Raw genomic sequence first — 16,893 nt, forward strand, 5'->3', positions numbered from 1 at the left:
CGCGTTTATGGTGTCAGTTCCGAGGCCATCGTCAACTTGGATGGTGTTCACCGCACCAGTTGATAAATCCACAGACTTATAGTGGGTGGCATTATTGTTGTATTGAGATAAAAAGGCTTCGGTAGGGCAGAGGTCAAAAGGCGCTGCAAAGAGTACATGAGGTGTCGTCACATAAACTAATAGTGAGACGAATATATAACGTAGATAAGTAAATTTAATCATATTTTCATTCCTCGGTCCTTGGATACGCATTCTAGGCTGTTCCTTGTTTGTATTGCATATCTTAAGCCAGTAATTATTTTACTATTAAAACAATCACTTATAAGATTGCTTCTCGACGGAATTGCAAATTGCAATGCATAATGACAATCAATTTGCAGGTGATGGCATTTTGGGGATAAGTTACTCGTTAATAAAATCGTTCATTTAAAAGTGAGTATTAATACATTAATAATCGAGTTTGCAGGCTGGGTCACATTTGCAAATTGAGGCAATTAAGCGTGCTTAAATTCGCTTTTATGTAGATAAACATGATCGAGCTAACACTATATTTTACGTGCTCATTTAAAAATCAGTTAAATACGCCCTAATACAGTGATCTGACTCATAAAAAAATCCCGTAGGCGATTTTCTCAGCCTCTCCATCCTCCCTAAATTAATCAGGGGTGGAGGAGGTCGGTTATTTTAAAACGTCTTACTATGAATTCGTCTTCAAGGCAGTAGGCAATTTGATTACCGCCTTAAAAAATGAAACCAAACTCTTTCAAGGATTTAGAAAATATGAAAAATTTAAATCGTGTTGCAATTGCTGTTTCAGCAGCTTTACTTACCTCTGCTGCTGGCGCTGTCGATTTTAATGGTTATATGCGAGCTGGCACTGGCCTTAGTGGTAATAATGGCGAGAACTATTCGTTTGAAAAAAACAAAATTGGCCGTTTAGGTAATGAAAATGACCTTTACGCAGAGTTTGGTTTCCGCCAAGAATTACCAACAATAACCGGTATGGAAGATCAAAAATGGGTTGTTGACGCGATGATAGCGCAAGGCAACGCAGGTAATAACGGTTGGGAAGACGGTGACTTCAATGTTGCTCAATTCAATGTACAAGCGACAGGCCTAATTGCCAGTGATAAAGACGCAACCATTTGGGCGGGTAAGCGTTATTACCAACGTAAAGATATTCACATTACCGATTTTTACTTCTTGAATACGTCATCAGGTGCTGGTGGTGGTATTGAAAACTTAAGTGTAGGTCCGGGTAAATTATCTGCAGCATGGATGTTAGATGATGGCAGCCAAAAGACTGATGAAGATGAATATGGTTACGTTACTGACCCTGCCAATCCTAACGCGGCACCGACATGGGGCGTGATTGGTAAAAAATCAGAAACAGTCAATGGCCATATCTTTGATGTACGTTATGCAGGTCTGAACTTATGGAGTGATGCGACGTTAGAACTTGCAGCTGTATATAACTTTGCTAACGAAACGGAAGGACAAAAGGTTAAAGCTGATGATGGTGTTATGGCAACGGCTATTTTACAACAAGGTCTAAGTAATGGCTTTAACCAAACTGTATTGCAATATGGTACTAGCTCTTACGGTACGCAAATGGCGGATCTCGGTGCCGGTGCTTGGTTTGACCGTTCAGGTGACCAGAATGATGCGACAGGTTATCGTGTAATTAACTGGGGTGTAATGAGCTTTGGCGATAAGATCGAAGTTGGCCATCAATTAATGTATGCAAACTCTGCAGATGTTGGTCTAGCGAAAGAAGAACATGAGCTATTCAGTGCTGTAGTACGTCCAATGTACAAATGGAATCAGAACATGAAAACCATCTTAGAATTAGGTGTGTTCTCTGAATCTCAAGGTTCTACTGATAAAGGTGGCAGCAAAGCAACCATCGCACAAGCATGGTCAATGGGCGATAGCTTCTGGGCTCGACCTGAAATCCGTGTATTTGCATCATACTTAACTGATGATGAAGGTACAACTATGGGATCAAGTAAAGGCGATAGCGACTATACTGTAGGTATGCAAGTTGAAGCTTGGTTCTAATACCTTGTCCACGACTCGCATGTAGAAAAGCAAGATAGTTAAAGGGGAGCCATTTTTGTTTGCAGCAAAAACCCCGAATCATAAAGATGCCTAACAGTGAAAGCTGTTAGGTATTTTTTTTGTTTGAATTAATTTTAATCGGCAGGACTCGCTGTTATTTGGACACTGTAGCTTGAGTTAACTTGCCAAGAACATGCGCAATTTTTGTAATAACTTGATTGCAACCCGTGATGTTATGTCGTTCTTTAAGATATTCAGGGTTGTTGTAGGAAAGCCAGTTTTGACCTTGTTCATCACTCCAAAATAGTACTTTCTGAGGAAGATCGATGGCAACGGTTTTGGAACACTGCATTAGTGGTGTTCCAACTTTAGGGTTACCAAAAATAATGACCTCGGTAGCTGCAAGCTGAAGGTCTACATTAGCGGCATTCTCGCCGTGATTTATTCTGGAGAACAGGGTGAGGCCTTTTTGCTCCAATAGTTTTTCAAAGCGATCTGCTGATTGCTTGACGGTATAATTACTTTTAACCGATATTAAACTCTCTGCTGCCACCATGGTGCTACTGCAAGCCAATGAAAACATCACACTCAACACTATTTTTATCATGCCAATACCTTTAGTTAGTTTTTGTTTCATCAATTTAAGCCGCTAAGGGCTAATTTAGATGGTGTTCTAAAAAAGCTTTTACAGCAATGATAGAAGCTTCTGCTGCACTTTGATCGTAGGCTATTGTATAACCTTTATATATTACTGGCGGGATCATGCTTGAGTCGTCAAATCCATGATATGCCTTGTCAAATACCTGCAGTGATATGTGCTTGCTATGACCACGATCCTGAGCATCTATATACGCATAACATCTTTTTACTGGGGTCCAGTCATCCGCCTTTCCTGACAGAATAAGCAGGGGGGATACCGTTGTCTTCAGGCTGGAACTCTCACACCATGGATAATAAGACACGATAGCCTGAATCGGCTCTTCTGCTGCTTGCTCAGGTAAGTAATCTTGGGCTACATATAGCGCTGTCCATCCGCCATGTGAAAAACCGATCATGCCAATTTTTTGGGGACGAACAAAAGACTGTTTTCGGAGATATGCAGCAGCACCATAGATATCACATGCACGCGTTTCGGGTGAGACTTGGTTAGGGCTTTCACAAACAGTGGATACTCCCCGAGAAGAAAAGCTATCGACAATAATGGCGACATAACCCCAGTCATTCAGCCGTTGCGCCCAGATATGCTGATTCGGTTCAACCCCAAAGCAACCATGAGCAATAATTACCGCGGGAAATGGACCGTCACCTTCCGGCTTAGAAACAAGACCACGAATAGACGTGGATCCTGGCTCATTAACTGGTGCTGCGTTGAAGGAAATCCAACCGGCAGAGGCTGGTCCCGGTACCATGACGAAAAACAACAAGATGGCGACAACTGCGAAAGAGTATTTGCAGCGACTCGTCACTGTTTTAATACTCCTCGCTGCTTTAATACAATTAACTGCTTTAATACAATTAAACATTAAGCCTCCAGTTTTGCATATCAATCCTAATACGCTTTATCGGCTTGATTCACACTCTCTAAATATAGCCTATACACTGAGAGCTAATGCCTTAATCTCACTTATCCTGAGATTGACGCAGTGCGTTGAAGGTCGTCACTACATCTTTACTGCCATCACCAGCCTTACGAGCCATCTGCAGGTAGTCCACAAAAGCTTCAGACACTTTTGCTGGCAAACCTGCGGCGGCGAATGCCCCAGACAACAGTTCCATACCGTGCAAGTGGAGATCGACGCTTGCTTGGTCTCCCGAATAATCCTCGCAACGAGTCCGGTCTGCAGCATCTTCCATACCATCAAGCAAAGTCGCCATCATGGCTTTGGCAGAAGGAAGAAAATTGTGCATTTTCATATCACCGCTCCGATCGGCCCAGGCAGCACCTTCAAAAAAAGCTGCCAGAGAACCGAAATAGAAACTCCACAGACCCAAGCCTATGGTATTGGAAGCCGTGACATCAGCACCGATAAATTGCTGTGCGCCAGCCATCGCAGATAAGGTTTGAGCATGCTGTTCGAAAGCAAGCTTGCTGCCGCTATATAGCATCCCAGTATTCGGTTTGCCAATCGCGCGCGGATAGCTCAAAAGGCCGCCATCAAGGTATTCTGCGCCTTGATCTTGTACCCACTCAGCAAGGGCTGACGCTTGCTCACCTGTGCCTGTACTCATCATCGCTAAGCTGCGGCCTTTCAGTGCTGTGGCTACTCCTGCTTGTTCTAGGACTGCATGCGCAGCAGCGTAATCCACCACGGAAAGGATAGTCAATGAACTGGCGGAAACGGCCGCGACTGGTGAGTCGGCCAAATTTGCCCCTGCGGCTACTAACCGCAGCGCCTTCTCTGTACTACGATTCCATACGGTCACTTGATGCCCCGCCTTAAGAAGCGCTGATGCCAGCGCAGAGCCCATTCCACCCAAACCGATCACTGTTACAGATTTATGTTTCATATTCATAAAATTACCCTTTTTGTCTTTAGCTAATATTGATGCCTCATGGCTCTGGGAAGCTTTTCTGCTTGTCGTCCTGAGTCCATCAGATAACTGTGGCTAAGATTACATTGTAGTATTGGTAATGATAAGATAGGTAATAATTAATTCACTGTTAAGTTATATGGAACAATAAGGAGGTAAGCATGAAAGGCTCGCTTTTCAATCAAGTTGATACATTTCTCACTATTGCCCAAGAAGGCAGTATTCGGGGGGCTGCGCGTAAACTCGAATTATCCCCTCCGGCAGTGAGTAATGCCTTAAAGCAGCTTGAATCCCATCTCGGTCTGCCGCTGTTCACTCGGACAACCCGAACCATCGAACTCACCGAAGCGGGGCGTTGTCTTATGGGACAGGCTTCTCCTGCAATGGATGCTTTATACCAAGCATTAGAGAGCGTTCAGGATCTGAGTCAAGTGCCTTCAGGCAAGGTACGGATAACGGTCCCTCGTTTTGCCTATCAACTTATTGTGCAGCCGGTGTATGCTGAGTTTTGCTCGCTGTATCCGGAGATTGAGCTGGAAATATCGGTCTCTAATACGTCCATAAATATCATTAAGGAAGGTTATGACGCAGGGATACGCTTCGGTCATCGAATTGAAGACGGTATGGTTGCACGGCCGTTAATGCCACCAATGAAAGAGGCTCTTTTTGCTACTGCCGATTATTTGGAACGCTTTGGCACGCCCCGCAGTCCGCAAGATTTGCAGCAGCATAAATTGATCCAGTACCGCTATATGCCTTCAAATCAGTTAGCGCCCTTGGAATTGAGCGATAAAGGCGAAACGATACGGGTGGCTCCGCCCCTGAGTATGATCGTCAATGATACTGATTTAATGATTGATGCAGCGTCAAAAGGTTTAGGGATTGGGAGAATTGTGGAGCCGATGATCCGCGACGGTCTGGCGTCTGGTCAGTTGATCCCGATACTGGAAGCGCACTGGGTTGATTATCCTGGTCTATATATTTACTTTCCACAACATACTCAAAAAGCACGCCGGGTTAGGGTGTTGGTTGATTTTTTGTGCCAGAAAAGTGCGTCTTTTTTGTGATGAAGAGAAAGCCCCGAATGATAAAGATACCTAACAGTGAAAGCTGTTAGGTATTTTTTTGTTCGGCTAAAAAGGACTCATTGACGTTATCGCTAGGTAACCATGTGCTAAGCGCCTTGCTTAGTGTCTCTGGAGATATCGGCTTAGTGACGTAATCATCCATCCCCGCAGCAAGGCATTTCTCCCGGTCGCCCTGCATGGCATTAGCTGTCATGGCAATAATAGGGACTTGATGGTTAATCTCTGTTTGAGAACTGCGGATTAGTGTTGCGGCCTCGTAACCATCCATTATCGGCATCTGGCAATCCATAAACACCAAGTCGTAAGTTTTGGTTTCAAGCGCATGTACTGCCTCTTTACCGTTAGTGACGACATCTGCGAAAAAACCTAATTTTTTAAGAATGCCCATCGCGACCAATTGATTAGTAAGGCTATCTTCGGCAAGTAGAATTCGCGCATTTTTACGCGTGGTTGGCGGTACCGCATGTTCGGTAACGGGGGGGGGAACGATTTGCAATTGCGCCTGTGGCTTGGCAAAGCGAACGGTAAACCAGAACTCTGCACCTTTACCTTCTTCGCTGATAATGCCAATTTCGCCGCCCATCAATTCGGATAACTGCTTTGATATCGAAAGTCCTAAACCTGTGCCTCCATATTGGCGAGTAGTCGACGAATCTACTTGCGTAAATTTATCAAATAGCCGTTTTTGTCGGTTATCAGGTATACCTATACCGGTATCTTTTATCGCAAAACGAATCACCGTATCCTGTTCAGTTACTGATAATAAGTTTACCAAAATGGTAATACTACCCTGCGCGGTAAACTTAATCGCATTGCCTAACAGATTTGTTAATACCTGTCGTAAACGCCCAGGATCGCCTTGGGTGAATGTCGGCACCTGGGATGCTATTACGCAGTTAAACCCTAACCCTTTAGCTTCAACTTGCTGGGAGTGCAGTGTGCATAAATCGTTAATCATTGCGTGTAAATCAAAATCGATAACTTCTAGGTCAAGCTGACCCGCTTCAATTTTTGAAAAGTCGAGAATATCGTTAATGAGGCTTAATAATGATTCCCCACTGGCGCGAGCGACTTGTGCATAGTGGCGCTGTTCGTCCTTGAGCTGTGTATCTAGCAACAAACCGAGCATACCGATAACACCAGTCATTGGCGTGCGGATCTCGTGACTCATATTAGCGAGAAACTCACTTTTGGCACAATTGGATTCTCCGGCCTTTTTCGCCAGTATGTTGGTGGTGACGATATTTTCCAGCAGTTCTTCATTCATATCGCTGATTTTCTTTGCCATTACATTGGCGCGATTTTTTTCATTACTTGCCTGCAGCGCCGATTGCATGGCTTCATTTTTGCTGATTAACAGCGACTCTTGGCTATTTAAAATATTGTTGCGCATGATATTAAAATCTTGGGTTAACTGACCAATTTCGTCTTTTGATACTGCAGGTAAATTAATATTAAAGTTACCGTTAGCCAATTCCTTGGTAGCCAATTTTAGTTTTAATATCGGTACTTGTATTAATCGGTTTTGCATAAACAGTTCAATACAGATAATTAACAACATCATCACGATTAAAAATATTTTTAGCTCAAAAAACCGTTGCTCGGTAAATTCGTATTTAGCGGTCCAATCGATGTGCAGGACAAGGTAACCTATGGTTATATTTTCATTCACCAATGGATAATCAATCAGGATATGGTTGGCGTGCTGTTCAGCCAGTATTGCTTTATTTTCTGAGAATAGCGGATACTTCTGTTTTTTATCGGCGTCGTATAATGTCAGATGATCCCAATTCTGTTGATGTAATTTTTTTTGATAATCTAATGATGAAAATAGTGCTGAAAAGTCACTCGCGATTAAGTGTCTAATCACATCGTTTTCTATGGCTCTGATTTCACTTTGCATTTGTTCTCTAAAATCAGCCCGCGCATAATTAAATAATTTCGGCGCCCAATACCAATTAATCACACTCGTGAAAACAAAAAATCCAATAAGGACAGGAACCATTAATTTAAATTTAATGCTCATCTGGTTCCTTACTTTGGTTTGATATAAAATCTTTCTAGATTCATATTTTTCAACGGTTCATAATCTGCAAACGTGGCGATGCTTATTTGTTGAATCGGAATGCCTTGTAGTAATGCTGCTGTGGCCTCCGTTTTCCCCATGTTCATTAGCGCGGCGGTTATTTTTTCAATATCGCTGCTGGGAACGCGGGGGTGTGCCGCTATTGGGTGTGATGATACTGGGGTGGTTTTATGTATGACCCGTAATGCTTGTTGATATTCTGCTTTTTGTTTTTTCAGGGTTTTTCCGACCCCGCCACCGGCCTGGGTATCACCAAGTAGTACATTGAGATAGACAGAATCATGGGTATTTACATACACAGGGGTGGTGTGGATATTAAACATATCATGTAACTCTTGGCGCATTTGTAATGAAGCTCCAAGTGCATTGGGCGAGGGGTAGGCGATTTTAGCGCCGTTGAGCTGTGCGACATTTTTTATTGGACTGTCTTTTTGAACGACTAATACACCTTGTAATTTTTTTGAACCATCTTTGACTAACGGAATATAACCCTGTAGCTGATTTCCTAATACAAAATGATAAGGGTTCATGTAGACGACATCATACACCCCAGCCATAAATTTTTTCTCGAATTCATTTATATTGGGCGCACCTTCCAACTTAAACTTGAGACTGGTTTCAACTGTTAGCTGTTCAAGTATCGGTATCCAGATCGCGGTTAACTTTCGAGCTTCAAACTGCGGCACCACTCCCACGATGTAAACCTTTTCCTCGGCATACGCAAATGTTGAGATGAATAACTTCCCACTAAACAAAGTGATAAGCAATAACCGTAATGTAAATGAGCACATGCTAAATTTCCTTTTATCGGCGGCATGCTCTTAATTGTAGCAATCGAAGTTATAATTACCTTTTATATTGAAAATAGATGTGAATATGCGCAGAGTAACAAGGTCTTAGGAGGTCTGTATTAAGTCCATCCTCGGAACTGCTACTTTAGGTAACGGCTAGGGTCGAGTTGTAAAATCCACATGAGTACCGGAACGGTAGCAAAAATTAAACCCGCTTCAAATCCAACCACATGGCCTATACGCATCATTAATTTACGCGATAGATGGCCTTCAGTTAGACAAGTTTTATGCCATTGTTGATCAGTTTTTACTGCAATTTCCGATGACCTCACTAGAGGTGTTTTTTGTTGCTTCTTACCCCTAAAAACCGCAGTATGGTGATGACGGCACAATGATGGGAACTAGGCAAGGGGACTCATTTTTTTGCAGATGAAAGCCCCTAATATTAATAATGCCTAACAGCGAAAACTGCTAGGCATTTTGTTGTTATCTCTATTTCTATTTATAGATAGATAAATGTGCAGCGTTAGCCTAAAGAGACGCCCCATGAATCACACCAACCGCCATATTGTTCGACTTTGCTTGTTAGCGTTTTCTGGGTGTTTACAATGAATTCATGCTCTATTTTTCTCGTCAAATAAATCTGAACATAACCTAATAAGTCGCCATTCTCTATATCCATTTCACTTGGATCTACGAATTCACAATTAGGGTACAGATTTACGATTGCTGCTTTATCATTATTATTAAGAGGCCAATGTTTAAAATCTATATTGAATTCCACCTCAGTTTCATTTTCGAAATTAAAGCCATTTTCTTCAAGACTGCGCATCACATCGCCGTCAATATCATTTGGAAAGTTCATCGAATTCCTTATTTGCGCATAAATTTGAATAGTAGGACGTCTCGATTCACCAAATCCATTTACCATGGCAAAAAGCAATTAATCAATGGATCCATAAAATTATATTATGGATGGATTGATTGCCGATTTCTGGGAAATCGTGCCGTCCGGTAAAATATGTTTTGTCTTGTAAGTTAGCAATGATACTAGCTACTAATTGAGTATATGGATATTTATTTTAGTCACAAGATAAACCTGATTGTTTGTTGATAAACCGTGACCGTGTTTACCAAAACAGCGATGACACTGTATAAAATATGAGTGAGTCGAAATGCTAACAAGAGAAGGGGGATATCGGGTTAGCTAGGCTCGCTAACTCGTTGGTTGATGATAAACAGCCCATAATGACATGGGCTGTTAACAGTGTAATTAACTTGTCGTTTCTTTATGTAAACGTTGGCAAGCTGCGCCATCTTTATGGAACAAGTGGCAACGGTGCGCTGGAATACCAATATCCAACTTCTCGCCAGCTTCAATTGATAAGGTATCAGCAACGCGATAAATCACATCTTCATCGCTGCCTTCAATATGCAAATAAACTTGGGTTTCATTACCGAGTTTTTCGACCACAATAGTCTCACCAGCAATCACGATATCAGCTTCATCTACTGGTACTAAATGTTCTGGGCGAATACCTAGGGTCATTTCATCACCGGCATTGACAGTTTTACCGTCGACAGGGATCCAGATACTCTGGCAGTTCGGTAGCAACACTTCGACACGCTCAGCTTCAGCCGCTTGAATGTGTACATTAATGAAGTTCATTTTTGGTGAACCAATAAAGCCCGCCACGAAAAGATTTTGCGGGTAGTGATAAATATCGAGCGGGGCGCCGACTTGTGCCACATTACCACCGTCGAGAACGACGATCTTATCGGCCATGGTCATGGCTTCAACTTGATCATGGGTCACGTAGATCATAGTGCAACCCAATTGCTTGTGCAGCTTGGCTAATTCAATACGCATTTTTACCCGTAATGCCGCATCTAAATTTGATAGTGGTTCATCTAATAGAAACACTTCAGGTTGTGATACTAAAGTACGGCCAATTGCCACACGTTGACGTTGACCACCGGATAAGGATTTCGGTTTACGATCTAATAGTGGTGTTAGTTGCAAAATATCAGCTGCATGTTTAACGCGATCGTTAATTAACTGTTTATCGGCTTTCGCTAATTTTAAGCCAAACGACATGTTATCGGTTAAATCTAAGTGTGGATAAAGCGCATAAGATTGGAACACCATACCGACACCACGTTTCGATGGTTCGACATCGTTCATGCGTTTACCGCCAATAAATAAATCGCCAGAGGTGATATCTTCAAGGCCTGCAATACAACGTAACAAGGTTGACTTACCGCAACCTGATGGACCAACGAAAACGACAAATTCACCATCATTTATTTCGAGGTCTACGTTTTTAGAAATTAGTACATCATCATAGGCTTTACATACATTGTTTAACGTGACATTTGCCATCTCGCGAGTCCTTTTTTATTACTAATTAGAATATCTTACACAGCATTCTTCGATGTTGATAGTGTGTTTTATATGACCTTGACCTGCATCATCCTTGGCAAAAACTTTTAGGGTGGAGAAGATAGGAGGAGTGCCTAGATCACATTTTGTTTACTGTTGCTGATATATCACTCTAAATAGGTATTTAATTACTATTTAGTGTGCGAGCCATCGCATTTTTATCGCCTTTATTGGCCATCCAAGTAAAATAATTCGTGCCACTTCACGCTTTTGGATCTGCAGGGTCTAGGCGTAGGCAAAAGGATGATGTTAGCAGTGGACTTATGTATGACTATACCATCCAACGCAGACAACTTGTCTGGTAAGCATGAAAGCTAATTTAATAAGGATATAAGTGATGAGAAAAACCTTAACGGCGGTTGCACTACTAACTGCAATGAACTCTTTTTCTGCCTTTGCTGCTATTGAAGAAGGTCAGTTAACGATCTGGATTAACGGTGACAAAGGTTACAACGGTCTTGCTGAAGTAGGTAAACAGTTTGAAGCTGATACCGGCATCAAGGTAACTGTTGCGCATCCAGACAGCTTACAAGACAAGTTCCCACAAGTTGCAGCTACAGGTGATGGTCCAGATATCGTATTTTGGGCACATGACCGTTTTGGTGGTTATGCGCAAGCCGGTCTATTAGCTGAAATTAAACCATCGAAAGAATTAAAAGACAGCATGATCGACTTCACTTGGGATGCGGTTAAATACAATGGTAAATATATTGGTTATCCAGTAGCAGTTGAATCATTATCACTTATCTATAATAAAGATTTAGTTAAGACCCCACCAAAGAATTGGGAAGACATCGCAGCATTAGACAAGCAGCTTAAAACCCAAGGTAAATCTGCCATCATGTGGAACCTAAAAGAACCGTACTTCACTTGGCCATTAATGGCGGCTGACGGTGGTTATGCGTTTAAAGCTAATGCCAATGGTTATGATGTGAAAGATTCTGGCGTGAACAATGCGGGCGTTAAAAGCAGCATGGCGTTAGTGCAAAAACTATTAGCCGATAAAGTTATTTCTCCAGATATGGATTACTCAGTATCAGAGTCTGAATTTATCAAAGGTAACGTAGCGCTGACGATTAATGGTCCGTGGTCATGGGGCAACATCGACAAGTCTGAAATCAATTATGGTGTGGCTGAATTACCACAATTCAACGGTAAACATTCTAAACCGTTTGTGGGTGTATTAACGGCTGGTATCAGTACTGCGTCACCAAATAAAGACTTAGCGGTTGAGTTTATTGAAAACTACTTATTGACCGATGAAGGTCTGGCTAAAGTGAACAGTGACAAACCGTTGGGCGCAGTAGCATTAACGTCATACCAAGAACAGCTAGCAAGTGATAGCCGTATTGCAGCGACAATGGATAATGCGATGAACGGTGAAATCATGCCGAACATTCCAAAAATGAATGCATTCTGGGGAGCGACTAAAAATGCCATTATCAACATTGTTGATGGCCGTCAATCAATTGATGATGCATTAAGTGATGCAGAAAAACAGATGACTAAATAAGTTTAAGTTATCTTTGTGTTAATACTCTCTGTTTAGTACTTTCTATTTTAATAATGGGAAGTGCTGAGATAAGAGGAGGGGTAATCTCTCCTCTTGCTGTTTATTAGGTAGGTTCTTCCATGCAGACTGTTAAAGTAGCTGAAATCCTGGGTGATGATGCACCCGATGATCAACCGGCTGGCGACCAAGTCAATTCTAGATTTTTTTCTCCGCATTTAATTAAATGGTTCACACTAATCTTAATTGGGTTAATGAATGGTTATGCGTCGATATTGATGTACTCACGTGGTGAGACATCATTTGCGGTATTGACGTTAATTTTAACTTCGTTAGCCTTATATATTTTTGGTAGTAAAAAGACCTACGCGCACCGTTATATTTACCCTGGTATTGCGGGCATGATCTTGTTTATTATTTTCCCACTGGTGTATACGGTTGGTATCGCATTTACCAATTACAGTGCGACTAACCAGCTGTCTTTTGAACGTGCTCAATCTGTACTGTTAGATAGTACCTATCAAAGTGGTAGCAGTTATAAATTCGACTTATATCGCAGTGAAAATGGTTATCGCCTAGCGATTAAAGACGGTGAACAATTATTAGTTACCGATGAAATCAGCTTAGCCACTCCAGAAAGTCGCCGCTTAGCACTGACCGCAACGGATGAAGTTATCGGTAGCAAAGCCAAAATAAAAGACATTATTTCTAACCGTGCGACGTTAAATAGTGTGGATTTGATATTGCCAAACGGTGACGAAATTCGCATGAGCGGGTTACGTAAGTTTGCTGCAGTACAGCCACTTTATAGCGTTGAAAATGACGGTACGACATTAATTAATAATAAAGATAAAACCGTGTTGATCCCGAATATGGAAACCGGCTTTTATCAGACCATTGATACCGAAGGTAACTATGTTGGCGATCCGTTAGCACCAGGTTTTACTGTGGTTATCGGCACAGCCAACTTCGAACGTATTTGGCAAGATGATGGTATTAAAGAACCTTTCATTAGCATCTTCTTTTGGACGATTATGTTCTCTGGCTTATCGGTAATCGCGACTGTGGTTATTGGTCTAGTGCTTGCTAGCATCGTGCAGTGGGAAGCGTTACGTGGCCGAGCGATCTACCGCATGTTGTTAATTTTACCTTACGCGGTGCCATCGTTTATTTCTATCCTGATCTTCAAAGGGCTGTTTAACCAAAGCTTCGGTGAAATTAATATGGTGCTAGAAGCCATGTTTGGCCTGTCACCAAGTTGGTTCTCTGATCCCATCTCAGCCAAAGCTATGGTATTGATGGTTAATATCTGGTTAGGTTTCCCGTACATGATGATCTTAAGCATGGGTATGCTGAAATCGATTCCTGATGATCTATACGAAGCATCGGCACTTGATGGTGCTGGGCCGTTACAGAACTTCAAGAACATTACGTTCCCAATGATGATGAAACCATTATTACCGTTAATGATTGCCAGCTTCTCGTTTAACTTTAATAACTTTGTGTTGATTCAGTTGTTAACGCAGGGTGGACCAAACATGATTGGTACCAGTGAGCCAGCGGGTTATACCGACTTGTTAGTGAACTATACCTATCGCATCGCCTTTGAAGGTGCTGGTGGTCAAGACTTTGGTTTAGCCAGTGCAATCACGACGCTTATCTTCTTGTTAGTGGGTGGTTTAGCGCTCTTTAACTTACGTTTCACTAAGTTGTCAGAAAAATAACCTAAACCAAATAAGGAGTAACAGTATGGCTATGGTACAAGGAAAATCATTAAAATATCGCGTGTGGGCCGCTCACTTGGCACTGTGTGCGCTACTGGTTGTGATTATTTTCCCATTGGTTATGGTAGTGGCAATTTCGTTACGTGAAGGTAACTTTGCGACGGGTGGTATTATTCCGACATCGCCGACATTGGATCACTGGCGCTTAGCGCTAGGTTTCTCGGTAACGAATGCCGATGGCAGTATTACGCCGCCGCCATTCCCTGTGTTGTTGTGGTTATGGAACTCGGTAAAAGTTGCGGCGATATCATCGGTGATGATTGTGGCGCTATCGACTACGTCTGCTTATGCGTTTGCACGTTTACGCTTCGGCGGTAAAGACACTATCTTAAAAGCGATGATGATCTTCCAAATGTTCCCAGCAGTATTAGCATTGGTGGCTTTGTATGCCTTGTTCGATAAGTTAGGTCAGTATGTACCGTTCTTGGGACTCAATACCCACGGCGGTTTGATCTTCGCTTATCTCGGCGGTATTGCGCTGCATGTATGGACGATTAAAGGTTACTTCGAATCGATTGATGGTTCATTAGAAGAAGCTGCTGCACTTGATGGTGCGACGCCTTGGCAAGCATTCCGTTTGGTGTTGTTACCATTGTCAGTGCCAATTCTTGCGGTAGTATTTATCCTCGCGTTCATCGCAGCGGTAACAGAAGTGCCAGTGGCATCGCTATTATTGTCTGACGTGAATAACTATACCTTAGCGGTTGGCATGCAACAGTACTTGTACCCACAAAACTACCTGTGGGGTGACTTTGCAGCAGCAGCCGTGTTATCGGCATTACCAATCACCGCGGTATTCTTATTTGCTCAGCGCTGGTTAGTTGGCGGCTTAACGTCAGGTGGTGTGAAAGGCTAGAGTTAGCTGATGTTGTAATGCTTTTTATATAATGAAAGCGATATAACAAAAGTGAGAGTATGAAAGCCAGCGGATGATGCATTCTTTACTTGTTAAAGAGGTATTGTCCGCTGGCTTTATTTTTTCCGAACCATCGCAAGTCCCACATTCGCTGGAACTCAATCTGATTAATCGCTAATAATGTTTTACTCAGGGCTTAACTTCTTGCTATAAATATACTTTTAGGTAAAGAGTAAAAGTGATGCATATTTTAAATTTTGAAGCTTTCTTGATCGCGATTACCATTTTAACCTTAACACCGGGTCTTGATACCGTGTTGGTTATTCGTAATAGTAGCCGCTCAGGACACATTGATGGCTGTGTCACTAGTTTAGGTATCTGCTCTGGTTTGTTCGTGCATGCCATGTTTTCTGCGCTGGGGATCTCAGCTATCTTGCTGCAATCGGCAGATCTGTTTCAGGTGGTGAAGTGGATTGGCGCAGCCTACTTAATTTGGTTAGGTTTTACGAGTCTTCTCGCTGTTTACAAGGGCCATAATAAATTAACGATTGGTGAGGAAGAGCAAACCACATTTAGCGCTCGTCGTTCACTGCGTGAAGGTTTTCTATCTAATGTGCTCAACCCGAAAACGGCAATTTTTTACTTGGCGTTTTTACCGCAATTTATCGATCTGAATTATTCACCCATTCTACAATCACTAACCATGGCAAGTATCCATTTTCTAATCGCGATGATCTGGCAATGCAGCTTGGCTTTTGCTATTAACTCGGCAAAAAACCTGCTTAAAAATAATGCCGTAATTAGTTGGATGGAAGGGGCTGTAGGCATGGTGCTGATTTTATTAGGCACGAAATTGTTATTGTCGGATAACAAGCTGTAGTTTATCGGTTGGCTGGCTTAGTAGAGGGCTTTACGTCCTTTGAACCGCATACGATAAGTCTAGCTAACACGAAATCTACCCATATCGATTTGCCATACATTTTTTGATAAACATGGGTTACTTATATTGCCAAATAGTCTCAGTTTTGCGGGAGAATGTGCTTAAACGCTGACTATCAATAAGCATGTAATGCATTGATTTTAAAATTAGTTTAAGATAATCCTATGATTTTTACAGCCGTTTGAAAAAGTACTTATAAAGACGTCTGTATAATACAACTGTTATGAGTATTCAATCATGAAGATGGTATATACCAACGAAAATCACTTTATCGCGAACAATGTAAAGAACCTAATTGAGGCGCAAGGAATTAATACATTTATCAAAAATGAATTTTCACAAGGTGCTGTCGGTGAAATATCAGCTTTTGATTCTTGGCCTGAAATTTGGGTTTTTGATGACTCTGATTTTGAGCGTGCAGACGAAATTGCTAAAGCATCACAAAGTAGTGGTTCAGATGTTGATTGGGTTTGTAATAATTGCTCAGAGAAGAATGATCCTTCATTTGAAATATGCTGGAATTGTCAGAGTGAAAACTCATAACAAGCTGTTCAAGTGGGACAAAAAAGTTGGCTTTTGCTCGTTCTTCGCTAATTTTAGCCAACTATTTTATTGCCGCTTAGCAAAGCATTAGTTTTAGGGATAAATGATGAGCAACATAAAATTTTTTATCTATATAACTCTAGTATTAGCTATATTAGTTGCATGCTCATCAAACTCGACAGCATACTCGAAGAAAATATCATCGGATAATAAGCCACTACATCATACGAATAAGGGTTATCAGAACCACCCATTTGTG

The 16,893-nt window shown here is 41.9% G+C and carries 15 protein-coding genes and 2 pseudogenes; 7 read left to right on the forward strand and 10 right to left on the reverse strand.

Going from position 1 to position 16,893, the window contains the following annotated elements; all coding sequences use genetic code 11:
- Positions 1–222: pseudogene (locus QNK26_RS16505) on the reverse strand (hypothetical protein); the annotation flags it as partial.
- Between the two features lie 558 nt (positions 223–780).
- Between QNK26_RS16505 and lamB the strand changes: the two are divergent.
- On the forward strand, positions 781–2,061 hold the full coding sequence (gene lamB, locus QNK26_RS16510) for a maltoporin LamB (RefSeq protein ID WP_319225016.1): 1,281 nt from the start codon (positions 781–783) through the stop codon (positions 2,059–2,061).
- Positions 2,062–2,215: 154 nt separating this feature from the next.
- Here lamB and QNK26_RS16515 read toward each other — a convergent pair whose 3' ends face one another.
- The 4 genes and pseudogenes from QNK26_RS16515 to QNK26_RS18850 form a co-directional block, all read right to left on the reverse strand.
- Positions 2,216–2,698 carry a DUF302 domain-containing protein gene (locus tag QNK26_RS16515; RefSeq protein ID WP_319225018.1) on the reverse strand — a complete coding sequence of 161 codons (483 nt, stop codon included), beginning with the start codon at positions 2,696–2,698 and terminating at the stop codon, positions 2,216–2,218.
- A gap of 19 nt (positions 2,699–2,717) precedes the next feature.
- Positions 2,718–3,584 (reverse strand): dienelactone hydrolase family protein, encoded by an 867-nt coding sequence (locus QNK26_RS16520; RefSeq protein ID WP_319225020.1) that lies wholly within the window; start codon positions 3,582–3,584, stop codon positions 2,718–2,720.
- Positions 3,585–3,681: 97 nt separating this feature from the next.
- On the reverse strand, positions 3,682–4,110 hold the full coding sequence (locus QNK26_RS18845) for a hypothetical protein (protein ID WP_413816373.1): 429 nt from the start codon (positions 4,108–4,110) through the stop codon (positions 3,682–3,684).
- Positions 4,111–4,620 (reverse strand): annotated as a pseudogene (locus QNK26_RS18850) (NAD(P)-dependent oxidoreductase); the annotation flags it as partial. It lies immediately after the preceding gene.
- Between the two features lie 134 nt (positions 4,621–4,754).
- Here QNK26_RS18850 and QNK26_RS16530 point away from each other — a divergent pair.
- Entirely contained in the window at positions 4,755–5,660 is a 906-nt protein-coding gene (locus QNK26_RS16530; RefSeq protein WP_319225024.1) for a LysR family transcriptional regulator, read from the forward strand.
- A gap of 46 nt (positions 5,661–5,706) precedes the next feature.
- Here the strand turns inward: QNK26_RS16530 and QNK26_RS16535 are convergent, their stop codons facing one another.
- From QNK26_RS16535 to malK, 5 genes are all read right to left on the reverse strand, one after another.
- On the reverse strand, positions 5,707–7,707 hold the full coding sequence (locus QNK26_RS16535; RefSeq protein ID WP_319225025.1) for an ATP-binding protein: 2,001 nt from the start codon (positions 7,705–7,707) through the stop codon (positions 5,707–5,709).
- 8 nt (positions 7,708–7,715) lie between these two features.
- A complete protein-coding gene (locus QNK26_RS16540; protein ID WP_319225027.1) occupies positions 7,716–8,558 on the reverse strand; it encodes a phosphate/phosphite/phosphonate ABC transporter substrate-binding protein in 843 nt (280 codons plus the stop codon).
- 140 nt (positions 8,559–8,698) lie between these two features.
- Entirely contained in the window at positions 8,699–8,890 is a 192-nt protein-coding gene (locus tag QNK26_RS16545) for a chlorhexidine efflux transporter (RefSeq protein WP_319225028.1), read from the reverse strand.
- A gap of 194 nt (positions 8,891–9,084) precedes the next feature.
- Positions 9,085–9,423: a ribonuclease E inhibitor RraB gene (locus QNK26_RS16550; protein ID WP_319225029.1), complete on the reverse strand. Its 339-nt coding sequence runs from the start codon at positions 9,421–9,423 to the stop codon at positions 9,085–9,087.
- A gap of 408 nt (positions 9,424–9,831) precedes the next feature.
- On the reverse strand, positions 9,832–10,941 hold the full coding sequence (malK, locus tag QNK26_RS16555) for a maltose/maltodextrin ABC transporter ATP-binding protein MalK (RefSeq protein WP_319225032.1): 1,110 nt from the start codon (positions 10,939–10,941) through the stop codon (positions 9,832–9,834).
- A gap of 397 nt (positions 10,942–11,338) precedes the next feature.
- On the opposite strand from malK, the gene malE reads away from it, so the two are divergent.
- From malE to QNK26_RS16580, 5 genes are all read left to right on the forward strand, one after another.
- A complete protein-coding gene (gene malE / locus QNK26_RS16560; RefSeq protein WP_319225034.1) occupies positions 11,339–12,514 on the forward strand; it encodes a maltose/maltodextrin ABC transporter substrate-binding protein MalE in 1,176 nt (391 codons plus the stop codon).
- 119 nt (positions 12,515–12,633) lie between these two features.
- Complete coding sequence (gene malF / locus QNK26_RS16565) at positions 12,634–14,235, forward strand: maltose ABC transporter permease MalF (RefSeq protein WP_319225036.1); 1,602 nt, start codon at positions 12,634–12,636, stop codon at positions 14,233–14,235.
- A gap of 25 nt (positions 14,236–14,260) precedes the next feature.
- Positions 14,261–15,151, forward strand: a complete 891-nt coding sequence (gene malG, locus QNK26_RS16570; RefSeq protein WP_319225039.1) for a maltose ABC transporter permease MalG — start codon at positions 14,261–14,263, stop codon at positions 15,149–15,151.
- A 241-nt stretch (positions 15,152–15,392) separates the two neighbouring features.
- Positions 15,393–16,031 (forward strand): LysE family translocator, encoded by a 639-nt coding sequence (locus QNK26_RS16575; protein ID WP_319225040.1) that lies wholly within the window; start codon positions 15,393–15,395, stop codon positions 16,029–16,031.
- Between the two features lie 297 nt (positions 16,032–16,328).
- The gene (locus tag QNK26_RS16580; protein WP_319225041.1) at positions 16,329–16,634 is read left to right on the forward strand and encodes a DUF2007 domain-containing protein; all 306 of its coding nucleotides are present in this window, start codon (positions 16,329–16,331) and stop codon (positions 16,632–16,634) included.
- Positions 16,635–16,893: the final 259 nt, after the last annotated feature.

This window comes from Moritella sp. (genome assembly GCF_033791185.1).
Classification (GTDB): domain Bacteria; phylum Pseudomonadota; class Gammaproteobacteria; order Enterobacterales; family Moritellaceae; genus Moritella.